The 20,441-nt window shown below is 68.9% G+C and carries 16 protein-coding genes; 5 read left to right on the top strand and 11 right to left on the bottom strand.

What is annotated here, in order from left to right; translation table 11 throughout:
• The first annotated feature begins 9 nt into the window (after positions 1-9).
• Complete coding sequence (locus PSV00_RS11240) at positions 10-921, top strand: peptidylprolyl isomerase (protein WP_300447168.1); 912 nt, start codon at positions 10-12, stop codon at positions 919-921.
• Here the strand turns inward: PSV00_RS11240 and PSV00_RS11235 are convergent.
• Positions 900-2,006, bottom strand: coding sequence for a Ppx/GppA phosphatase family protein (locus tag PSV00_RS11235; RefSeq protein ID WP_300447166.1), 1,107 nt, complete (start codon positions 2,004-2,006; stop codon positions 900-902). The genes PSV00_RS11240 and PSV00_RS11235 overlap by 22 nt on opposite strands.
• A 145-nt stretch (positions 2,007-2,151) precedes the next feature.
• Here PSV00_RS11235 and hspQ point away from each other — a divergent pair, with 145 nt between their 5' ends.
• Both hspQ and phhA read left to right on the top strand, forming a co-directional pair.
• Complete coding sequence (hspQ, locus tag PSV00_RS11230) at positions 2,152-2,466, top strand: heat shock protein HspQ (RefSeq protein ID WP_300447164.1); 315 nt, start codon at positions 2,152-2,154, stop codon at positions 2,464-2,466.
• A gap of 83 nt (positions 2,467-2,549) precedes the next feature.
• Entirely contained in the window at positions 2,550-3,425 is an 876-nt protein-coding gene (gene phhA, locus PSV00_RS11225) for a phenylalanine 4-monooxygenase (protein WP_300447162.1), read from the top strand.
• On the opposite strand, the gene PSV00_RS11220 is transcribed toward phhA, so the two are convergent.
• The 6 genes from PSV00_RS11220 to PSV00_RS11195 are packed head-to-tail and all read right to left on the bottom strand — an operon-like array spanning position 3,426 to position 10,431.
• Positions 3,426-4,718: an MFS transporter gene (locus tag PSV00_RS11220; protein WP_300447160.1), complete on the bottom strand. Its 1,293-nt coding sequence runs from the start codon at positions 4,716-4,718 to the stop codon at positions 3,426-3,428.
• Entirely contained in the window at positions 4,715-5,332 is a 618-nt protein-coding gene (locus tag PSV00_RS11215) for a DUF998 domain-containing protein (protein WP_300447158.1), read from the bottom strand. Before PSV00_RS11215 ends, PSV00_RS11220 begins: the two co-directional genes overlap by 4 nt.
• 60 nt (positions 5,333-5,392) lie before the next feature.
• Complete coding sequence (gene astB, locus PSV00_RS11210; protein WP_300447156.1) at positions 5,393-6,730, bottom strand: N-succinylarginine dihydrolase; 1,338 nt, start codon at positions 6,728-6,730, stop codon at positions 5,393-5,395.
• Positions 6,727-8,145: a succinylglutamate-semialdehyde dehydrogenase gene (astD, locus tag PSV00_RS11205; protein ID WP_300447147.1), complete on the bottom strand. Its 1,419-nt coding sequence runs from the start codon at positions 8,143-8,145 to the stop codon at positions 6,727-6,729. Before astD ends, astB begins: the two co-directional genes overlap by 4 nt.
• Before the next feature lie 23 nt (positions 8,146-8,168).
• Positions 8,169-9,176, bottom strand: a complete 1,008-nt coding sequence (locus PSV00_RS11200) for an arginine N-succinyltransferase (RefSeq protein ID WP_300447138.1) — start codon at positions 9,174-9,176, stop codon at positions 8,169-8,171.
• A gap of 4 nt (positions 9,177-9,180) precedes the next feature.
• On the bottom strand, positions 9,181-10,431 hold the full coding sequence (locus PSV00_RS11195) for a hydrolase (protein ID WP_300447137.1): 1,251 nt from the start codon (positions 10,429-10,431) through the stop codon (positions 9,181-9,183).
• A gap of 116 nt (positions 10,432-10,547) precedes the next feature.
• On the opposite strand from PSV00_RS11195, the gene PSV00_RS11190 reads away from it, so the two are divergent.
• Positions 10,548-11,003, top strand: a complete 456-nt coding sequence (locus PSV00_RS11190) for a hypothetical protein (protein ID WP_300447136.1) — start codon at positions 10,548-10,550, stop codon at positions 11,001-11,003.
• A 4-nt stretch (positions 11,004-11,007) separates the two neighbouring features.
• On the opposite strand, the gene PSV00_RS11185 is transcribed toward PSV00_RS11190, so the two are convergent.
• The 3 genes from PSV00_RS11185 to PSV00_RS11175 form a co-directional block, all read right to left on the bottom strand.
• Entirely contained in the window at positions 11,008-15,252 is a 4,245-nt protein-coding gene (locus PSV00_RS11185) for a translocation/assembly module TamB domain-containing protein (RefSeq protein ID WP_300447135.1), read from the bottom strand.
• Positions 15,249-17,039: an autotransporter assembly complex family protein gene (locus PSV00_RS11180; protein ID WP_300447134.1), complete on the bottom strand. Its 1,791-nt coding sequence runs from the start codon at positions 17,037-17,039 to the stop codon at positions 15,249-15,251. Before PSV00_RS11180 ends, PSV00_RS11185 begins: the two co-directional genes overlap by 4 nt.
• Before the next feature lie 113 nt (positions 17,040-17,152).
• Complete coding sequence (locus PSV00_RS11175; protein WP_300447133.1) at positions 17,153-17,416, bottom strand: hypothetical protein; 264 nt, start codon at positions 17,414-17,416, stop codon at positions 17,153-17,155.
• 145 nt (positions 17,417-17,561) lie between these two features.
• On the opposite strand from PSV00_RS11175, the gene PSV00_RS11170 reads away from it, so the two are divergent.
• The gene (locus PSV00_RS11170; protein ID WP_300447132.1) at positions 17,562-19,301 is read left to right on the top strand and encodes an ATP-binding protein; all 1,740 of its coding nucleotides are present in this window, start codon (positions 17,562-17,564) and stop codon (positions 19,299-19,301) included.
• Here PSV00_RS11170 and PSV00_RS11165 read toward each other — a convergent pair.
• A complete protein-coding gene (locus tag PSV00_RS11165) occupies positions 19,298-20,386 on the bottom strand; it encodes a CaiB/BaiF CoA-transferase family protein (protein ID WP_300447131.1) in 1,089 nt (362 codons plus the stop codon). The two genes, PSV00_RS11170 and PSV00_RS11165, sit on opposite strands and share 4 nt — an antisense overlap.
• Positions 20,387-20,441 lie beyond the last annotated feature (55 nt).

The following is a 20,441-nucleotide window of genomic DNA, read 5'->3' as shown; positions in this document are numbered from 1 at the left end:
GGGGCGACGATGAGACGAGCGACAGCGATCCTGGGCGGTCTGGCCGCCCTGGCCGGGGCCGGTCTGGTCCAGGCCCAGGAGGTGGGGGGACCCCCGCCGGCGGCGGCGTCGCACGCGATGGCGGCAGCGGTCACGGACTGGCGGACCGTGCCGGCGGCCAATCTTCTGGTGATCGATACCAACCGGGGACGGATCCTGATCGAGATGGCCCCGGAGGTCGCCCCCGAGCATGTCGAACGGATCCGGTTGCTGGCCCGCGCCGGCTTCTTTGACGGCCTGACCTGGCACCGGGTCATCGACTGGTTCATGGCCCAGACCGGCGATCCCCTGGGCAATGGCGAAGGCCAGAGTCCCTATCCGGACCTCAGCGCGGAGTTCACCTTCCGCCGCGACGCCTCGATACCGTTCACCGCCGTCGCCGCCCCGGCCGGGGCCCTGGTCGGATTCCTGCATTCGCTGCCGGTCCAGACCCAGCCCGACGTGGCCATGAGTCTGACTGCCGACGGCAAGGTGCATGGCTGGGGTCTGTATTGCCCAGGCGTGGCCGGCATGGCGCGCGACGAGGGCAATGACACGGCCAACAGCCAGTTCTTCCTGATGCGGCAGGCCTATCCGGCGCTGGACAAGCGCTACACGGTCTGGGGCACGGTTGTGTCCGGGCTGGACGTGGTGCGAGCGCTGAAGTCAGGTGCCGGCGACAACGGCATGGTCACGGCGGATCCCGACAGGATGACGCGGGTCCGGGTCGCCGCCGACCTGCCCGAGGTCGGGCGTCCGGTGGTGCGGGTGCTGGATACGGAGTCCGCCGCATTCCGGACCCTGGCGGACCAGGTGCGGCAGTCACGCGGCGCGGACTTCTCGGTCTGCGACATCACCCTGCCGGTCGAGGTCTCCCAGGCTCAGGTCCCGACGGGTGGCTGAGGCCGGGTCCGGCCCCGGTTGCGTCGACGCCGGGTCGGACGCCGATCCTCGCGCATCCGCTGCAGCAGCAGACCCTCGCGCAGGCCACGGTCGGCGACGCGCACGCGTTCGCAGGGCCAGGCCCGCTGAACGGCGGCCATGATGGCGGCTCCGGCGAGGACCAGATCGGCCCGGTCGGGACCGATACAGGCCTCCGCCGCGCGCCCGGTCGGGCCGAGGCGCTGCAGGGTCTCGGTCGCGCGCTCGCAGTCGGCGCGCGTCATCCAGAGGCCGTCGACGCGGTTGCGCTGGTAGCGGTCGAGACCGAGGTGAATGCCGGCCAGGCTGGTGATGGCACCGGAGGTGCCGACCATATGGGCCCGGCCACCGGTGAACAGCGCATGCAGGTCCGGTTCGACCTCGGCCGCGGCCAGGGCGACGCCCATGTCGACGACCATGGCCTCGAACCAGGCGTCATGACCGCCGGCGGGTTCAGGATGACGCTCCGCCAGGGTGACGACACCGATCGGTGCCGACATCCAGCCCACGGTCCGGAACCGTCCGTCCTCGCGTTTCAGCCATGACAGCTCGGTCGAGCCCCCGCCGACGTCGACGACCAGAATGGCCTCGGCCTTGTGGTCAAACAGATTGAGGCACCCCTCGACCGCCAGCCGAGCCTCCTCGATCGGATCGATGATGCGCAGGCGCAGGCCGGTTCCGGTCCGGACCCGGTCGATGAAGGCTGCGCCGTTGTCGGCCTGACGGCAGGCCTGGGTGGCGACGGCGGAGAGGCGGCCTGCCTCGAGTCCCTTGCGGGCAACCCGTTCGGCACACAGGACCAGGGCCTGATAGGCCCGTTCCATCGCGTCGTCGTCGAGCCGGCCCGTGCGCGACAGGCCCTCGCCGAGGCGCACGATCCGGCTGAAGGAATCGACCACGTGGAAGCCGTCACGCGCGGGTTTCGCGATCAACAGCCGGCAATTGTTGGTCCCCAGGTCGAGCGCGCCATAGAGCGGCGCATCCCGGCCTGTCGCCCCGTGACCTTCAGGCCTTCGGGGCCGGGACCGGTCGTCGCGCCGTGCAGGCGCGCCGTCGATCTCCGGCATGGCCGAACTTTCAAATGGGCGGTCCAGAACGGCGCCCGTCCCGATCATCGTAGTCCGTGGGCGTCGTCAGTGCCAAGCCAAACTGTCGCGAAAATGAACGGGGACACGGGCCTTCCGCTCAGGCGCGGCGGTGCAGGATGTCGGCATGATCAATTCGCACACTGCCAAATTCGGCCTCGGCCAGATCGTTCGTCACCGCGACAACGCCTTTCGCGGAGTGGTGGTGGATGTCGACGCGACCTATGCTGGCCCGGCCGATGAGCCGAGCGCGGCCCAGGTGGACGAGCCCTTCTACCAGATCTACGCCATCGGGGAGGACAGCGGCTTCGTCGTCTATGCCGCCGAGGCGATGCTGGAGGCTGATGCCGAGCTGTCGCGCCTGCCCCGGGCTGACGAGGTGAAGATGTTCCGCATCGACACCCGTGGCCGCATGGCCCCAAGGGCGCACCAGATTCACTGAGACTCCCCGTCGCTGATGACGCCATCGGAGTGAGGGACTAGACTGGCCCCGTCGTCGTCAGAGTTCAGTGCAGGAGCGCGTCCATGTCCGATTTCGAGCACGTCTTTGAAACTCCGCCCGAAGGCGCGGCCGCCGACTGGACCATTCCGCAGGACTGGGACGCCTATACGGCCGTCGAGCACGGCACCTGGGACACCCTGTATGCACGGCAGATGCAGATCCTGCCGGGCCGGGCCTGTGATGTCTTCCTGCAGGGGCTCAAGGCGCTGGACCTGAACACCGGCGGCATTCCCGATTTCGCCGTCATGAATCCCAAGCTGCAGGCCCTGACCGGCTGGACGGTGGTGTGTGTGCCCGGCCTGGTGCCGGACGAGGTCTTTTTTGACCATCTGGCCAACCGGCGCTTTCCGTCGGGCCAGTTCATCCGCAAGCCGGACCAGCTGGACTATCTGCAGGAGCCGGACATTTTTCATGATGTCTTCGGCCATGTGCCCATGCTGACCGACCCTGATTTCGCCGCCTATATGGAGGCCTATGGCAGGGGCGGGCAGCGCGCCGCCTCGCTGGGCATGCTGCAGAACCTGGCGCGGCTTTACTGGTACACGGTCGAGTTCGGCCTGATGCAGGACGCGGACGGCCTTCGCATCTACGGCGCGGGCATCGTGTCCTCGGCGACGGAGAGCGTCTTCTCGCTGGAGGACCCGTCGCCGAACCGGCTCGGCTTCGACCTCGAACGGGTGATGCGGACCCTCTACCGGATCGACGACTTCCAGCAGGTCTATTTCGTCATCGACTCGATCGAGGCGCTGAAGGCCGAGACGCTGAAGGATTTCGGTCCGATCTATCAGCGGCTGGAGGGGGCCGCGCCGATCGCCATCGACGCCATCCTGCCGACCGACCGGGTCTTCACCCGCGGGACCCAGGCCTATGCAGGCAAGGGCGGGCGGTTCGCGGCCTGATCAGTCGGCGTGGACGATCAGGCTGGCCTTGCGGGTGTCGCGCATGAAGATGAAGACCAGCAGGGACACGCCGATCATGCCGGTGACATACCAGTAGAAGGCGCTCTCCATGCCGATGTCCTTGAACCACAGGGCCGCGTATTCTGCGGTGCCGCCGAACAGGGCGTTGGCCACCGCATAGGGCAGGGCCACGCCCAGGGCGCGGATGTGGGCCGGGAACAGCTCGGCCTTCACCACGGCGTTGATGGCCGTATAGCCGCTGACGATCACCAGGGCGCTCATCGACAGGGCAAAGGCGACCAGCGGGCTCTGCGCCGTCGACAGGGCGGTCATGATCGGCACGGTGAACAGCACCCCGCCGACGCCGAAGGCGATCATCACCGGGCGGCGGCCGATGCGGTCCGACAGGGCCCCGACGGCCGGCTGCAGCAGCATGAAGACGAACAGGGCCGCGGCGCTGATCTCGGTCGCCGTGGCCTTGCTGAAGCCCGTCGTGTTGACGAGGAATTTCTGCAGGTAGGTGGTGTAGGTATAGAAGGCCAGCGTGCCCCCGGCGGTCAGGCCCAGCACCAGCAGGGCCTCCCTGGGGTGTTTCAGCACCAGCAGCAGGGCGCTGGATTTCGGGGCCTCGGCGGCGTCGCTGGCGATGAAGGCGCGGGTCTCGTCCAGACGCCGCCGCAGCCAGAAGACGATCACCGCCAGGGCGGCCCCGACGAAGAAGGGCACGCGCCAGCCCCAGGCGGCCAGCTGGTCGGGGGTCAGGGTCTTCTGCAGACCGATCAGCAGCATCAGGGCCAGCAGCTGGCCCGAGATCAGCGTCACATACTGGAAGCTGGACCAGAAGCCGCGGTGCTTCGCCGTGGCCATCTCGGACAGATAGGTGGCCGAGGAGCCGTATTCCCCGCCGACGCTGAGCCCCTGGATCATCCGCGCCAGCAGCAGCAGGGCCGGGGCCGCCAGGCCGATGGTGGCATAGCCGGGCGTGCAGGCGATGATCAGACTGCCGGTGCACATCAGGGTCACCGACAGGGTCAGGCCCGCCTTGCGCCCGCGCCGGTCGGCATAGACCCCCATGATCCAGGCCCCGATCGGCCGCATCAGGAAGCCGACGGCAAAGACCGCCGCGGCCTTCAGCAGGGTGGCGGTGTCGTCGCCCTCGGGAAAGAAGACCGGGGCGAAATACAGGGCGAAGGCCGAATAGGCGAACCAGTCGAACCATTCGACCAGATTGCCGGCCGAGCCGCCGATAATGTTGCGCAGGCGGCGGGCGGGGGTCATCGCGCTGTCGGTCATTCGGCACTTTCGGGGGCGCGGCGCACGGTCAGGGCGACCGCGATGGTGAAGATGGCCAGCGCCAGTTCGACCACGCGCTGGGCCGCGCCGTACCATTCAAAGCCGGGATGCAGCAGCCAGACGGCGGCAGCGGCCGGGATGCCGCAGGCCAGACCCAGCGGATACAGGAAGCGACCATGGGTCCAGCGCCGGGCGGCCAGGGCGATCAGGCAGATCCCGGCGATCCCGGCCAGATAGCCGATGCCGCCGAATACATCGTGCAGGATCGCTGACGGGGTCGGGTCTGCCAGGCTGCATTCGAAGGCGCAGGGGAAGACCCCGCCGAACATCAGGCCGAGACCGTTCACCGCTCCCAACCCGCAGCCGGTGATGCTCAGGAACGAGCCGGGCAGGAGCCGTGCGGACAATAGCCAGAACAGGGTCAGCAGCATTCCCGAAACGATGAAGGCGGCGCTGACCGTCGGGCCGGTGATGGTGCCGGTAGCCCCCATCTCGCTGATGAACTGGGTCAGGTGGTCGTAGTCAGGATAGATCAGACCGCCGCCGATGGTCAGCCCGGCCATGATCAGCAGGCTGAGGATGGCGGAGCCGAAGGCCAGGTTTCTGATCATCATGTCCTCGTGCCGGTTCGAGTCGAAGGCTAGCGGGGTTCGCTGTTCCCGAACACCCGGACGTCAGCCGCGCTGAAACGGATAGAAGCCGGTGCCCAGGTCGAGGATGGTGCACAGCTCGTCCAGCGCGCCGCGGCTCTCGGCCAGCAGCTGCGGATCGGCGAGGTCGGCCGGGCGCAGGGATTCGCGATACCAGCGGTTGGCCCAGGTCGACAGGCGGGCGTGCAGGGCGTCGGTCAGCCGCATGGCCGGATTGGTCGCGGCCTGTTCGGCCCCGGTCAGGACGACACGCAGACGCAGACAGGCGGGGCCGCCGCCGTTGCGCATCGACTGGCGCACATCGACGTAACGAACCGCCCCGATCGGGCCGTTGGAGGCGGCGAGGGACTGGGCCACCGCATGGCTGCGCGGGTTGTCGCGCGTCTCGGTCGGGCAGATCAGGGTCAGCCGATCCTCGCCGGGAATCTGCACCAGCATGGAGTTGAACAGATAGCTGGAGATGGCGTCGGCCAGCGGCAGGTCGGCGAGGGAGACCTCGACGAATTGCGGTTCGAACAGGCCGTCGGCGGCGGCGCGGATCGCGGCCCTGGTCCCGGTCGTGTCCTCGAAGGCGAGCTCATGGAAGAACAGGGTGTCCAGCGCGCCGACACAGACCACGTCATTGTGGAAGGTGCCGCCGGCGATGGCGGCGCGCGACTGGCGCGGGAAGACCGGCCGCCCGGCCTGGTGGCGGCGAGCGATGGCCTGACTGGCCTCATGCGTCTGGCGGGCCGGGAAGGCGTCGGCCCAGGGTTCGAAGGCCTCGCGACCCCAGACCAGCAGATTGACCCCGGGCGCGCCATGTTCGGCGCACAGACGCACATGGTTGGCGGCCCCCTCGTCAGCCAGATGGGCCACGGCGGGCAGGGCGTCATGCACGGCGAACCGGGTCGGGTCGGGGAAGAGGGCGTCCAGCGCCCGTTTGGTCTGCTGATGCTCCAGCGAACGGTGCAGGTTGGTGTGCAGATTGGCCGGGGTGAAATGGACCCGGCCGTCGGCGGCGTCGGCGCTGGGCGTCACGGTGGCGGCATTGGCGGCCCACATCGGCGAGGCCGAACAGGCGGCGGCGGCGAAGCCGGGGGCCTCCTTCCAGGCCCGCTCCAGCACGGCGGCGTCGCTGCCGGTGAAGCCGAGCGTGCGCAGGAAGGGGATGTCGGGCCGCTCATGCGGCGGCAGCACATATTGCGGCAGGCCGAGGTCGGCCAGGGTCTTCATCTTGTCGAGCCCCTGCAGCACCGCCGCGCGCGGGTTCGAGGCCTCGCCCTTGTTCAGGCTGGAGGCCAGATTGCCGGGGCTGAGCCCGGCATAGGAATGGGTCGGGCCGATCAGGCCGTCGGCATTGGCTTCAAGGGCGGGGGTCACCCGCGCAGACCCTTGATCTCACCCTCGATATTCTTCACCGCCCCGGCCTCGAAACTGGCCACCGGATAGGCGCAGTAGTCGGCGGCGTAATACGCGCTGGGCCGGTGGTTGCCGCTGGCCCCCAGACCGCCGAACGGCATGTTGCCGGCGGCCCCGGTGGTCGGGCGGTTGAAATTCACAACACCCGCGCGGATGCGGCGGATGAAATGGTCCCAGTGGGCCGGATTGTCGCTGACCAGACCGGCGCTCAGGCCATAGCGGGTGGCATTGGCCTCGGCGATGGCGGCATCAAAGCTGGCGGCGCGGGTCACGGACAGGAAGGGGGCGAACATCTCCTCGTCCGGGACGGTGACGCCGGTGACCTCGATGATGGCCGGTTTGACGAAGGCACCCGGCAGGTTGTCGACCGGGCCCGAGGCGCGGATGACCCGGGCCCCGGCGGCGATGCGTTGCTGCAGGGCGGACAGGGCGGCTTCGGCCGCCTTCGGCGAGATCAGCGGGCCGCCATAGGGTTCGGACGGGCTGTTCCACGGGGCGAAGATCATCCGGTCGACCAGGGCGGCGACGGCCTCGATGATGGCGTCACCCTGCGGACCCTCGGGCACGATCAGGCGGCGGGCGCACGAACAGCGCTGGCCGGTGGTGATGAAGGCCGACTGGACCACGATCCCGGCCACGGCCTCGGCATCGGCTGCATCCCAGACCACCAGCGGGTTGTTGCCGCCCAGTTCGAGGGCGAGGATGACGTGCGGATCCTCGGCGAATTTGCGCCTGAAATGCGCGCCCGCCGCGCCCGAGCCGGTGAACATCAGGGCGTCGATCGGCTGGTCCAGCAGGGCCGCGCCGGTGTCGCGCGCGCCCTGGATCAGGTTGAACACGCCGGTGGGCAGGTCGGCCTCGGCCAGGCATTCGGCCATCAGCTGGCCCGTGTGCGGCGTCTCTTCCGACGGCTTGAACACCACGGTGTCGCCGGCCAGCAGGGCCGGGACGATATGGCCGTTGGGCAGGTGGCCGGGAAAGTTGAACGGGCCCAGCACCGCGGCGACGCCGTGCGGCCGGTGGCGCAGGGTGGCGGTGCCGAACGGGGTCTCGCTGGTACGTTCGCCGGTGCGTTCGTCATAGGCCTTGATCGACAGGTCGACCTTGCCGGCCATCGAGCCCAGCTCGGCGGTGGTCTCCCACAGGGCCTTGCCGGTCTCGCGGCTGATCGCCTCGGCCATGGCCGGGGCCCGGGCCTTCAGCGCGGCCTGATAGCGGACCATGGCGTCGATCCGGTCCTGACGCGGGCGGTCGGCCCAGTCGGGGAAGGCGGTGCGGGCGGCGCTCACGGCGGCGGCGACCTGTTCGCCGGTGGCGGCATGGCCTTCCCAGACGGTGTCGCCGGTGGCGGGGTCGAGGGAGGTGAAACGGGTCATGGGGCTGCTCATCTTTCGGGGGCTCAGGCCTTCACACGCACGACGTCGCCGGCCTTGACCCGCAGGGCATCGGCAGTTTCAGCGGACAGGGTGGCGACATCGCCTTCGATGCCGACCTTCTGGCGTACGGCGCGGAAGGCGGTGACCGATCCGGTCGAGATCAGCGAGGGAAGCTCGGCCTCGACATGATCGGCGATGGCCACGGTCATCGCCCGGGCGTCGCGCACGGTGCGGATATTGTCGCGGCCGCAGGCCACGGTCGGCCCGGCGTCGAAGATGTCGATCAGGCCGTTGGGGCGGAAGCCCTCGCTCTCGAGCAGGGCCATGGCGGGCACGCCCTGGGGGTGGACCTTGCCGATCACGGCCCGTGCCGGTTCCGGCAGCAGTTCGACATAGATCGGGTGGCGCGGGGCCAGGTCGAGGATGAACTGTTTGTCGGTCGAGCCGGACATCAGGTCGGCATCGTCGAACGGCATCGGGAAGAATTTATGGGCCACATGGTCCCAGAACGGGCAGCCGCCGTCGGGGGTGAAGACCCCGCGCAGCTCGGCCAGGACGTTCTCGTTGAACAGCTCGGGCTGGGCCCCGATCAGCATGTATCGGGCCTGGCTGAGCAGGCGACCAGCTCCGCCCTTGCGGCGGTCCGCCTTGAGGAACAGCGACCCGACCTCGGACCAGCCGGTGCATTCATTGACCAGCACCAGGGTCTGGTGATCCAGCTTGACGTCGACCGACGGAGACGACTGGGTATTGGTCACCAGCCGGAATGAGAAGAAGGGCCGGTTCAGACCGACCGCCGCCTTGACCGAGCCGATGCCGTCGACGTCGCCGGTGTCGGTCTCTTCCAGCATGACCGTGTACCAGCAGGCCTTGGGGTCCAGCTTGCCCGAAAAGCTGTCGCGGCTGAGGTCGAGGCGTTCGGCCAGCTGGTCGGGATCCTCGGGCAGGCTGGTGAAGCCCGGGCCGCTGAGGATGGCCAGTTCCAGCAGGTGGTCGAGATCGGCCGGGCCGGCGGGGCGTACAACAAGCATGGGCTTACATCGTCTCCAGACGCAGGGCCTTCAGCCGCTCCGCATCGATCTCGCCCGAGGCGATCTTGCACAGGATCAGGGTGCTCAGCTGCGCCCGTTCCACGAAACTGTCGGGCCAGGCGAATTCCTGGTCCGAGTGAATGTCGCCACCACGGACGCCGAGGGTGTCGATATTGGGCAGGCCCGCCGCGTGCAGGTTGTTGCCCTCGCAGACCCCACCCGACGATGACCAGGTGATCGGCTGGCCCAGCAGGGCTCCGGCCTCGCGCACGGCCTCGAACAGGGCGGCCTGGGCGGCATCCATCGGCTTGGGCGGGCGGGTGAAGCCGCCGTGCAGGTCCAGGGTCAGGCCGGCGAACGGCGGGCTGGCGGCGATCGCCTTCACCGCGGCCAGGGTCCAGTCGGCGGCGACCTTGTCGGGCACCCGGACGTTGAACCGGACCACGGCATTGTCGGCGACGACGTTCAGCGGTGCGCCGCCGGAGATCTTCGCCACATTGACGGTGACGCCTTCGCGTTGACCGTTCAGCGCATGCAGGGCGGCGGCAATGATCGCGGCCCCGGCCACGGCATTGGCCCCCTCGTGGAAGGCGCGGCCGGCATGGGCGGCCTTGCCCGAGACGATCAGGTGGAAATTGCCGCTGCCCTTGCGGGCCCCGGCCATCGAGCCGTCGGACATGGCCGGCTCATAGGTCAGGCCGACATGGCCGCGCGCGCCCAGTTCGGCCAGCAGCGGGGCCGAGGCGGGCGAGCCGATCTCTTCATCCGGTGACAGCAGCACGGTCCAGCCCACGCGCGCCCGTTCGGGATGGGTCTCGAACGCCTCCAGTGCGGCCAGCATCACCGAGATGCCGCCCTTCATGTCGGCGACGCCGGGGCCGTTCAGGGCTCCGTCAGCGCGGGTGACCACGGTCTGGAAGGCGCTTTCGACCGGGAAGACGGTGTCGTAGTGGCCGGTCAGGACGATCTGGATCGGGGCGTCGGGCCGGCAGATGATCTTCAGGGCGTCGGCATGGGCCTCGGTCCGGACCGAACCGTCGTCACCGACGGTGGTCGAGCCCCTGGTCGGGATGCGGACCACATCAGCGGGCAGGGTCCGGGCCTCGGCCTCCAGCACGGCCAGCATGGCGTTCAGACCCTCGGCGTTGCGGCTGCCGGAATTGATCGCGGCCCAGGCGATTGTGCGCCCGATGATCGTGGCTTCGCGCGCTGCGACGTGGTCGAGCGCGATCTGGTCGTGGGGGAGAATTTGCATGCGGGCGGACCCTAGCGGGGCTGAAGCCAAAGGTGAAGGCGAGCCGGCCCGATCTTGCGACTTCGAATCCGCGTGATTGCGGTCTAGCGTGGGGTCCAATCAGGAGGGAGACCCATATGAACACCTGGATCAGGGCGGCCAATCCGCTGGCGAAAAGCGTGACCGAGGACGAGCAGATCCGGGCCGCCCGGATGGGGGCCGTGGCCCTGTGGCTGACCGCGGCGAAGGACGCGATGTTGCTGGTGTACCTGCTGGGATCGATCCCGCTGTTGACGGCCGCCACCTCCGCGGCCGGTCCGAACGGCGTGGCCATTTCGCTGGGCCTGATGGCGGTGCTGGTGGTGATCCAGATTGCGGCGGGCCTGTTTCAATGGAAGCGGGCCGGTACGATGGTGCCGATCGTCGCCGGAATGCTGACCGCCTATGCCCTGTACCAAGCGGGGATGAAGCTGGCCGGTGGCGTCGGCACGCTGGCGATGATCAGCATCGCGATCATGGTCGTGGCCCTGGTCCTGCATATCGCCGCCGTCCGTGGCGCAATGGCGCTGGAAAAGCGGCGGGCCACCGCCTGACCCCTTAGCGGTTGGGACGTCGCTCATTGCCGGTGGTGCCCGGAACCCGCGATTGGCGACGCCAGCGAATGGACAGGCTGGCGTCGCCCTGTCCGCCGAATTTGGAGCTGACCGCCAGGTTGCGGCGCACCTGCCACTCGACATTGACGGCCGCTCCGCCTTCGCCGCCGCCGATGATCTCGAGATAGACGTCATCGGTGATGTAGCGCCCGCCGGCGACGGTCAGGGCCGAGGCCTCGCCGCCGAACGACAGCCGGTCCAGGCCGGCGAGTTCGCGCAGGTTGCCGATCACGTCAAAGCCTCCGCCCCCGGCCAGTGAGGCCACGCCCGAGGCCAGCTGGGCCGCCTCGAACGGCGACAGCTGGGAGGCCGAACGCCCGAACAGGACCTGGGACAGGATCTCGTCCTGGGGCAGGGACGGGGTCGAGGTCAGGGCGATCTTCGGCGACTCCGCCGTACCGGTGACCCGGATCGTGGCGGTCAGGGCCGGATCGTCGCGCACGGCCGACAGGTTCAGCCGGATACGGGCCGGATCGGTCGACAGGCTGACCGTCCCCTGATCGTCGAAGACGAACCGCTTGCCGGCGAATTCATAGTCACCGCGGATCACAGCGGCATTGCCGGTCAGGATCGGTCGCGCGATCGAGCCGGTGACCCGGGCATCGACGCTCATGGCCACGTTCAGGCCGCGGCCGACGACGACGGTATTGCCGCCGCGCGAGCGCAGGACGACGTCGAGGCCGATCTGGAGGCCGCGGGCCCGGGCCTGATCGTCGACCACGGGATCGCCCCCGGGCCGGTTGATCTCGACGACATCCATGCGGACGATACCGTTCGAGCCCGGCACATTGGCCTCGATCCGGGCCTCGTCGATGTCCATCCGGCCAGTCAGCTGGATGTCGCCGTCGGTGGCGCGCACCACCGTCAGCGGGCCGGTGGCCCGGGCCCTGGCGATGTCGTTGTCGATGATGCGGAAATTGTCGAGGGCCAGTTCGAAGTTGGAATCCGAGCCCTGACGCAGGCCGATACGGCCCTCGCCGGTGACGGTGCCGCCTGCGCCGTCGCCGGCGCTGAAGGCCTCGATCAGGGCTGTGGTGTCGTCGAAGCGGCTGGCCAGGGTCATGTCGGCGAGACGCACACCGGTGGTGGTGTCGCGGAAGGTCCCTTCCCTGAGGTCGAGGCGACCGTTCAGCCGCGGCTCGTTCAGGCTGCCGGCCAGGGTGGCGTTGGCATTGACCTGACCGGCCAGCGAGCGTTCGCCGCCGAGGAACAGGTCCCAGATCGGCTGGATCTGGCCCTGGATCGAGACCGTGCCGGACATCGGCCGGGTGCGGGCCACGGCCAGCCGCAGCGGTGCGGCCGAGGCCACGACAGGCAGGGTCAGGTCGACAACGGCGGCGACCGCGCCCTCATCCTGGACATTGGCCTTGATGCTGAGGCTGTTGTCGACCAGCAGGGCGTTGAGGGTGCCGTCGATGGCCAGTCCGCGCGGCGCGTCGATGCTGCGGACATCCTGCAGTGTGACATTGGCTGAACCGGACAGATCATCGCCCGATCCCCGCAAGGCGACGCGACCGGTAACCCGACCGCGCATGTCCGGGGCCAGGGAGCCCAGTTCGACACTGGTCAGATCGGCCTGGAGGATGGCGGCATTGGAGTCCTGGCGCAGCTCGCCCAGCAGCACGCCGCCGCCGACGCCGACATCCAGACGGATCAGCCGGCCGTCGCCGGACAGGGCGACCACGGCCGGGTTGCGGGTGCTGAAGGCGATGTCACGCACCCGGCCGCCGCCGCGCAGCACCACGGTCTGGGCCTGGGCCTGGCGTGAATAGGTGCCCGCGCCGTTGAACTGGACCGGGATGGTCCCGCCGACATCGGCCGACAGGGTGAAGGGCAGGCTGGCCAGGGTGCCGGTGCCGTTCAGGTCGAAGGTACGCAGCACATAGGCGGAGCCGGACAGCCGGACGTTTCGACCCCGGACATTGACGATGGCGGCGCTGGACGACGCCTCGCCGGTATCCTCGGTCAGGCGGATCCGGCCGTCGGCGGTGCCGGTCGCGAGGAAGGCCCCGGGACGGGCGGTAAAGGTCAGGTCGGCGCTGGACGGCACGCGGCTGGACAGGCCGATCGCGCCCCGGGCCGCCAGGCCGCCGGCGTTCAGATCGACGTCGGTCAGGCGAATCCGGTTGCCGCCGAGGAAGAAATTGCCCGAGGCGGTGGCCGGTCCGTATTTCGAACCGGCGGTCATGGCGATCCGCCCGTCGGAGGCGTCGTCACCGCGCCGGAAGCTGAGGACCAGATCGGCCGCGGTCAGGTTCAGCGGACCCGCGGCGACAGTGTCGAAATGGGCGCGCAGGTCGGCGCGGGGATTGGCCAGGGTACCGGTCAGGGCCCCGTCACCGGTCATGGTGCCGCCGACCTCGACCGGGCCGACGCCGAACGGGCCTTCCGCGGTCCAGTCCAGGGCCAGGCGCAGGCGACCGTCGCCCTCGATCAATCCCCTGGTGGTCGCCTTGCCGGCGGCCCCGGTCAGCCGTCCCGACTCGATCTCGACCCGGCCGGCCGTCAGGGCCCCGTCCAGCTGCAGTCGGGGCGTCGCGCCAAGCAGGCGATCCAGCTCCGCCACGCCGGTCGTCAGCCGCTGGCCCCGGCCGTCGAAGCTCAGGTTCCAAGGGGCATTCGGGCGGTTGGCGACAGCCGTGACCGTGCCGCTGAGAGCACCGCGAGCCTCCGGGCGCAGACGCGCGAGATCGGTAATGGCGGCCCGGCCCCGGAAGCTGAGGGCACCGCCCAGATTGCGACCGCCGGAGCCGGTGATGTCCAGCGCCTGCCCCTTGGCCTCGACCTGGTCGAGCAGGATGGCACCGTCGATCGATCGGGTTGCCTTCAACTGAACCCGCGGCGTCGCACCGAGCAGGGCCCCGACCACGCCCGCGGACGATCCGCCGCTGGCGGTCAGGACTGTATCGACGGTGTAGCGACCGTTGCGGGCCTGAATGTCCAGAGGGCCGGCGATGCGGTCGGCCCGGTAGCTGAGCAGGTTGGTTGCGGCCAGGGTGGCGGCCCCGTCCAGCGTCCAGACCGAGGCCTCGCCCTTGAACACACCGGTCCAGGTCGCGGCCTCCGCCAGGGGGCGGTCCAGCATGCGGCTTAGTGACGGGGTCGAGACCTCGACCTGGATACCGTCGGGCGCACTGCGGTCGGCCAGACGGATCATCCCGCGGGCGCGGGAGTTGATATTGTCGGCGCGCAGACGCCAGGCGATGCCCTGGTAGCCGTCACGGCGGGCGTCGGGCACAGTCGCGAAACCGAACCGCGCCTTGCGGCCGACCCGGCTGATGAAGGGGCGCAGCAGGTCCGAGCCGGAGAAGTCGATGAAGCCGCCGATCCGGGCCCCGTCCTTGCCGTAGCGTCCCTTGACGATCAGGGGGGTGAAGTCGCCGGTCCGCACCAGGGCGTCGACGACCTCGCCGTTGACGACAGCGGTGGCTGAAAAGGGCTGGTCCGGCGAATAGCCGAGGGCCCCGGCGATGGGGCCGCCCCGAGCCTCGCTGGCCCGCAGATTGACCCGCATATCCTCGATCTTGCCGCCGAAGGCAGCGGTCAGGCGCAGGAAGTCGCCCTCGCGACTGTTGCTCAGGGCGCTGATGGTGGCCGTCTTGGTCCCGGTGCGCGGGATGTCGGCCTCACCGGTCAGTTTCCAGCGCCCGTACTCCTTGCTGAAGTCTTCCAGCAGTTCGACGTCGGCGCTGAAGGAATCGATGTCGATGGCCAGCGGAGCCGGACCCGGCGGCTCCAGCGACGGTTCCACCTCGGGGCGGCGGATCAGGCGGATGACGTCGGCGGTGACCGTGGTCGCATGAAAGCGGCGGCCGACCAGGGCCCAGTAGGACCAGTCGACATGGACCTTGCGGGCTTCGAGCCAGACACCCTTGGCGTCCGTGACCGTGACGCGATCAATGGTGAAGTCGTCGAACAGGTCGCCCCGGACTCCCTCGACGTTCAGCCGGCCGAACCGGCCGATCTTCTGGCCCGAGGCGAAGGTGGTGACCAGGGTCCGTCCGGAATCCGACAGCAGGTACATACGGCCGCCGACGAGACCCACCACGAGCAGGGCGAGCACGATCGCCGTGGCGATGCCGCCGAAGAAGGCGAAGGCCTGCAGGCGCGTGCGCTTTTTCCGGGCCGTTTCAGCCGGGGTATCCGGCACCGTGGCCGGGTCCGTTTCGGGGGCGGGGGAGTCGGTCAAAACGCCTGGCCGATGCTGACATAGACCTGGAAGTCGGCGTCACCGTCGCGTTTGTCGAGCGGGATGGCGATATCGGCGCGGATGGGCCCGAACGGTAATTTGTAGCGAACGCCGAAGCCTGCGCCGTAGCGCAGATTGGCGAAATCGGGAGTCGGCTGGAAGCCGACCGACCCGGCGTCCAGGAAGGCGACCATGCCGAAGCCGTGGCCGATGTCCTGACGCAGCTCGATCGCGGTCTCGAACAGGGAGACGCCGCCGCGCGGTGTGTCATCCGGGAGCCGGGGATTGACGCCCTGATAGGTGAAGCCCCGCACCGAGCCGCCGCCGCCGGCATAGAACAGCCGGTCGGACGGCACCGACAGCTCGCTGCCGCCAAGGATGGAGCCCAGCCGCAGGCGCCCGGCCAGCACGGTCCTGGCACTGCCCTGAAGCGGCAGATAGCCGGTGACCTGTCCCTCGGCTCTCAGGAAGGCTGCCGTCTCCTCGCCGCCCACGAGCGTCGGCTGGGCCGATATGGTCATGCGCCAGCCCTTCGTCGGGTCCAGCGGGTCGTTTGAACGGTCGATATAGGCATTGCCGCGACCGGTCAGGATCACCAGGTCGCGGTTGAAATTGAGCGGCAGCGACGACAGTGGATCGAAGCGATTCTCATCATAGTTGCCGGCGTCGACACCCAGGCCGTAGCTGATCCATGAGGTCCGGCCCAGCCGCTGGCGGAGGTCGGCGGCGAGGCTGATGGCGGTCCGGCGATAGGCGTCGGTGTCCTCGTTGACCACCGCGGCCGACAGGGTCAGGGTCCGGCCGGGACGCCGCCAGTGGGGCAGGCTGAGGTCAGCGCCGATCCGGCTGTTGATATTGGCCAGCCGGGCCTGATACCGCAGGGTGTCGGCGCGCCCGAACCGGTTGTAGTGGGTCCAGATGACGTCGACGCCCGAGCCCTCGGCGGTCGAGAAACTGGCCCCCGCTTCCAGAATCCGGCGCGGACGGTCGGTGAGGGTGACGATGATCGGCCGCAGGCCGTTGTCGGTGACCTGTTCCTGCGGCGACAGGGCGACACCCACGCCGTCATAGACACCGGTTTCGAGCAGTCGGCGTTCCAGTTCCGCCACCTTGTCCGGATCATAGCGGTCGCCCGGACTCCAGGGCGCGAGACCGGCGACCCAGGCCGGGTTGGTCGGGCCGCGGGTTTCCAGCCGGACGCCGTCCAGTTGCACCAGTCGGCCGGCCAGGATGTTGAAATTGGGTTCGACCGTGAAGGTCGCGTGGTCGACGACGACCCGGCGCGGCTCGGTCCGGGCGTCAGCATAGCCCCGGCGCGTCAGACCGGCGATGATCCGGCCTTCGGCGGCGATCACATCCACCGCACGGCCGGGTTCGCCGGCGGTCAACCCGACTTCGCCGGTTACGGCCGCGCTGGTTTCCGGATCGGGGACGGGGGCAGCCCACAATATCGTGGGCTCGGTCAGTCGAAAGCGTTGGCCAGGCTGGATATCGACGATGGCCACGGGGGTCTCGTCCCCCTCGACCACATCCTGGATCGAGGACTGATAATAGCCTTCGGAGCGGAGCAGGGCGTCGGCAGACTCGACGGCGCTGCGGGCGCGACGACGCGCCTCGAACCGGCTGTCGGGGGCACCGTCGACGTCGCCGATGGCGCGTTCCAGCTGCTCGCGCAGGGCCCCGTCCAGATCGCCCCGGATCTGGGCCCGGGGCTCGGCCACCGCAGCGACCGTCCAGGTCAACCAGAGCGCCAGCCCGGTGAGCAGTAAGATGGGCCTGGGCGTCAAACTCGAACCTTCGGCAACGTCAGTCGGAGACCGGGAGGAAGCCGGAGCGCCGGGTTGGGTTTCGCCATCGCATCAGCCTGTGGCGCTCCTGTGGCGAGTCCGGAGACTTCGGGTCAGTAAAACAGGGTTTCGCTCTCGGGCCGGACGGTTTCGGCAGAGGTGCGTTTTTCCGGGGGAACGGTCGAGGAATCCACGGGCGGGGTGTCCGTCACGGCCGGAGTCGGATCCGGCAGCGGAATTTCCTCGGTCATCGGCGCGACCGGTGCGTCTTCTGCCGGCTGGGCGGCCTCGTCGTAGTCATTGACCGATCCGCGGCTGTCGCAGCCGCTCACGACCGCGGCGGCTCCGAATACGGCCGCCAGAATCAAACGCTTCATCAGATGTCTCCCCAGGCTCAGAAGCTCAACGCAAAGCCAGCCAGCGGCGTTCCATAGCCGGGATCGTGGCAGCGGTCATCCCGACCGGCAACCAATCCTTCGCCAATTGCTGGTTTGGTGAAGCCGCTGGGAGATTTGAATAGCGATGTCTGCGTGCGCCACCGTTGCCCAGGTCCGTTTCAGGGAGCTGAAGTCCCGAATTGGACTGGCGGCTTTCATCGGCGTGGCCGCCTGGATCATGGCCCCTTCGGCCTGGCCCCTGTGGTGGTTTCTGGCCGTGGTCGCCACCCAGTATCTGGATGCGGCGATCTTCCGCCCGCTCCGGCTGACTCCGGACATGGCCGTGAGCACGGCCTATCGGGTATTGTGCTGCGGCGTCACGATGGTGTCGGTCATCGTCTATGCCGGAATTACCGCCTACCTCTGGTTCAACGGCGGTGAGGTCGGGCGGATCTTCGCCATGGTCCAGTGTACCGGCGGGCTGCTGCACGTCAGCCTGCACATGCACCATGATCGCGGGATTCTGTTTTGCGCCGTCACACCCCACGCCGCCTATTTTCTGGGCCTGCCCCTGATCGGGGCTCTGCAGAGTCAAAGCTGGATTGACCTGCTCGTTCCGGTCGGGGGGCTGCTCTATATGGCGCATCTGGTCGTGGCCGTGCGCCAGAGCTCCATGACCAACCGGGTGCTGCGCGAAGCCAAACGCGAGGCCGATGAGCAGCGGCGAAAGGCCGAGATCGCCAGCGCCGCGAAATCCGACTTTCTGGCGGTGGTCAGCCACGAGATCCGCACGCCGATGAATGCGGTGATCTCGGCCGGGAACCTGCTGGGTCGCACCCGACTGAGTGGGCCGCAGAAGACCCATGTCTCGATGCTGACCGATGCCGGCGATGTGCTGATGGGCCTGCTCAACGACGTGCTGGACTTCTCGAAGATCGAGGCCGGCAAGATGCAGATGGAAGCCGCTGAAATGGACGTGCGCGAGCGGCTGGCCTCGCTGAAACGCCTGTGGGAACCCCGGGCGCGGGCCAGCGGCGTTGGCCTGAAGATCACCGTCGCCCGGGAGGTGCCGGACTGTCTGCGCACCGACCCGCTGCGGTTTCAGCAGATCCTGTTCAACCTGATGTCCAATGCCGTCAAATTTACCGCCGAAGGTGAAATCCGGGTTTCGGCTGGCTGGGATGAGGCCGGACAGCAGCTGAGTGTCGCCGTCCGCGACAGTGGTTGCGGCATCCCTGCCGATCGTCTTGTCGAGGTGTTCAACAGTTTTGAACAGGCCGACGTCGGCACAACGCGCCGTTTCGGCGGCACGGGGCTCGGCCTGGCCATTAGCCGGCGTCTGGCCGAACTGATGGGCGGCACGCTTGCCGTCGACAGTGTCGAGGGAGAGGGGACGACCTTCACCCTGGTCCTGCCGGTCGAGACGATGGAACGGTCTGAGCCGGTGGCGGCCCCGTTTGTGTCCGAGGTGGGGTCGCTGGCCGGACGATCGATCCTCGCAGCCGAGGACCATGCCGTGAACCGTCAGATCCTGACCCTGCTGCTGGAGCCGCACGGTTGCCGTCTGACCCTGGTCGAGAACGGGGCCCTGGCGGTTGAGGCGGCGGCGATCGAACGCTTCGACGCCATCCTGATGGACATGCAGATGCCGGTGATGGACGGAATCGAGGCCAGTCTCCGGCTGCGTCAGGAGGGGGTCAACCGCGATACGCCGGTCATCGCCCTGACGGCCAATGCCCTGGGCACGCATCGTGAGGCCTGGGAGGCGGCCGGGGTCAATGTGTTCCTGACCAAGCCGATCGATCCGACGGCCCTGGCGGCGGCCCTGCTTGACGCCTGTGTCGACGACCGGTCGGCGCGGCCCGAGGCGGCAGCGGTCGCCTAGCCGGGTCGTCTCCAGGCGGCCACGGCTCCGTCCAGGGACAGATCGTCCGGCCGCCCGGTCGGGGCGATGATGCCGCCATCGAACCGGGGTGCGGGCCCGGGCTGGACCGGGGTGCCGGCAAGGGTGCCGCGGGCCATATTGTGCGGATGGCCGGGGGCTTCGGCGAGGCTGAGGACCGGGGTGACGCAGGCGTCGGTGCCGGCGAAGCGGGCGGCCCAGTCGTCGCGGTCGCGGGTGGCGAACAGGGATTCGAACCGGGCATGCAGCTCTGGCCAACCGGCCATGTCGTACTGGGGGGCTTCATCCGCCGTCAGGCCCAGTCCGGCGATCAGGGCCGCATAGAACTGGGGCTCCAGCGCGCCGACGGCGACGAATCGTCCGTCGGCGCAGGTGTAGCAACGATAGAAGGGGGCCCCGCCGTCCAGCAGATTGCCTCCGCGCGTGTCGCTCCAGAGGCCTCGCGCCTGCAGGGCATAGAACAGGCTCATCAGCAGGGCCGAGCCGTCGGTCATGGCGGCGTCGACCACCCGGCCGCGGCCGGTGGCCTTCGCTTCCAGCAGGGCGGCGAGCACCCCGACCACGACCAGCATGGCCCCGCCGCCATAGTCCCCGACCAGGTTCAGCGGTGGCCGTGGCGGTCGATCGGGCTCGCCGGTTGCGTGCAGGGCCCCCGTGAGGGCGATGTAATTGAGGTCATGACCGACCTGTTGCGCCATCGGCCCGGTCTGGCCCCAGCCGGTGATCCGGCCATAGACGAGGCGGGGATTGGCCGCGGCGCAGTCGTCGGGTCCCAGGCCCAGCCGTTCCATCACCCCCGGGCGAAACCCCTCGATCACCGCGTCGGCCGCCCCGATCAGGTCCATGACCCGGACATGGTCGGCCGGATCCTTCAGATTGACGCTCACCGCCGACCGGCCGCGGTGCAGGATCTCGCCGCCGACCTCGCTGAACGCGCCGGTTCCGGCCGCCGCACTGCGCGTCAACCGCAATACATCGGCCCCCAGGTCGGCCAGCATCATACCGGCGAAGGTCACTGGGCCGAGGCCGTCAAATTCGATGATACGCAGGCCGGAAAGGGGTTTCATGGGTCCTGACTAGGCGGCAAAAACCGGATGGTCGAGCATTTGGATGCGTCCATGG

Origin of the sequence: Brevundimonas sp., from assembly GCF_029945885.1 — a bacterium.
Lineage (GTDB): Bacteria > Pseudomonadota > Alphaproteobacteria > Caulobacterales > Caulobacteraceae > Brevundimonas.
This window is presented reverse-complemented; position numbering and strand designations above follow the sequence as displayed.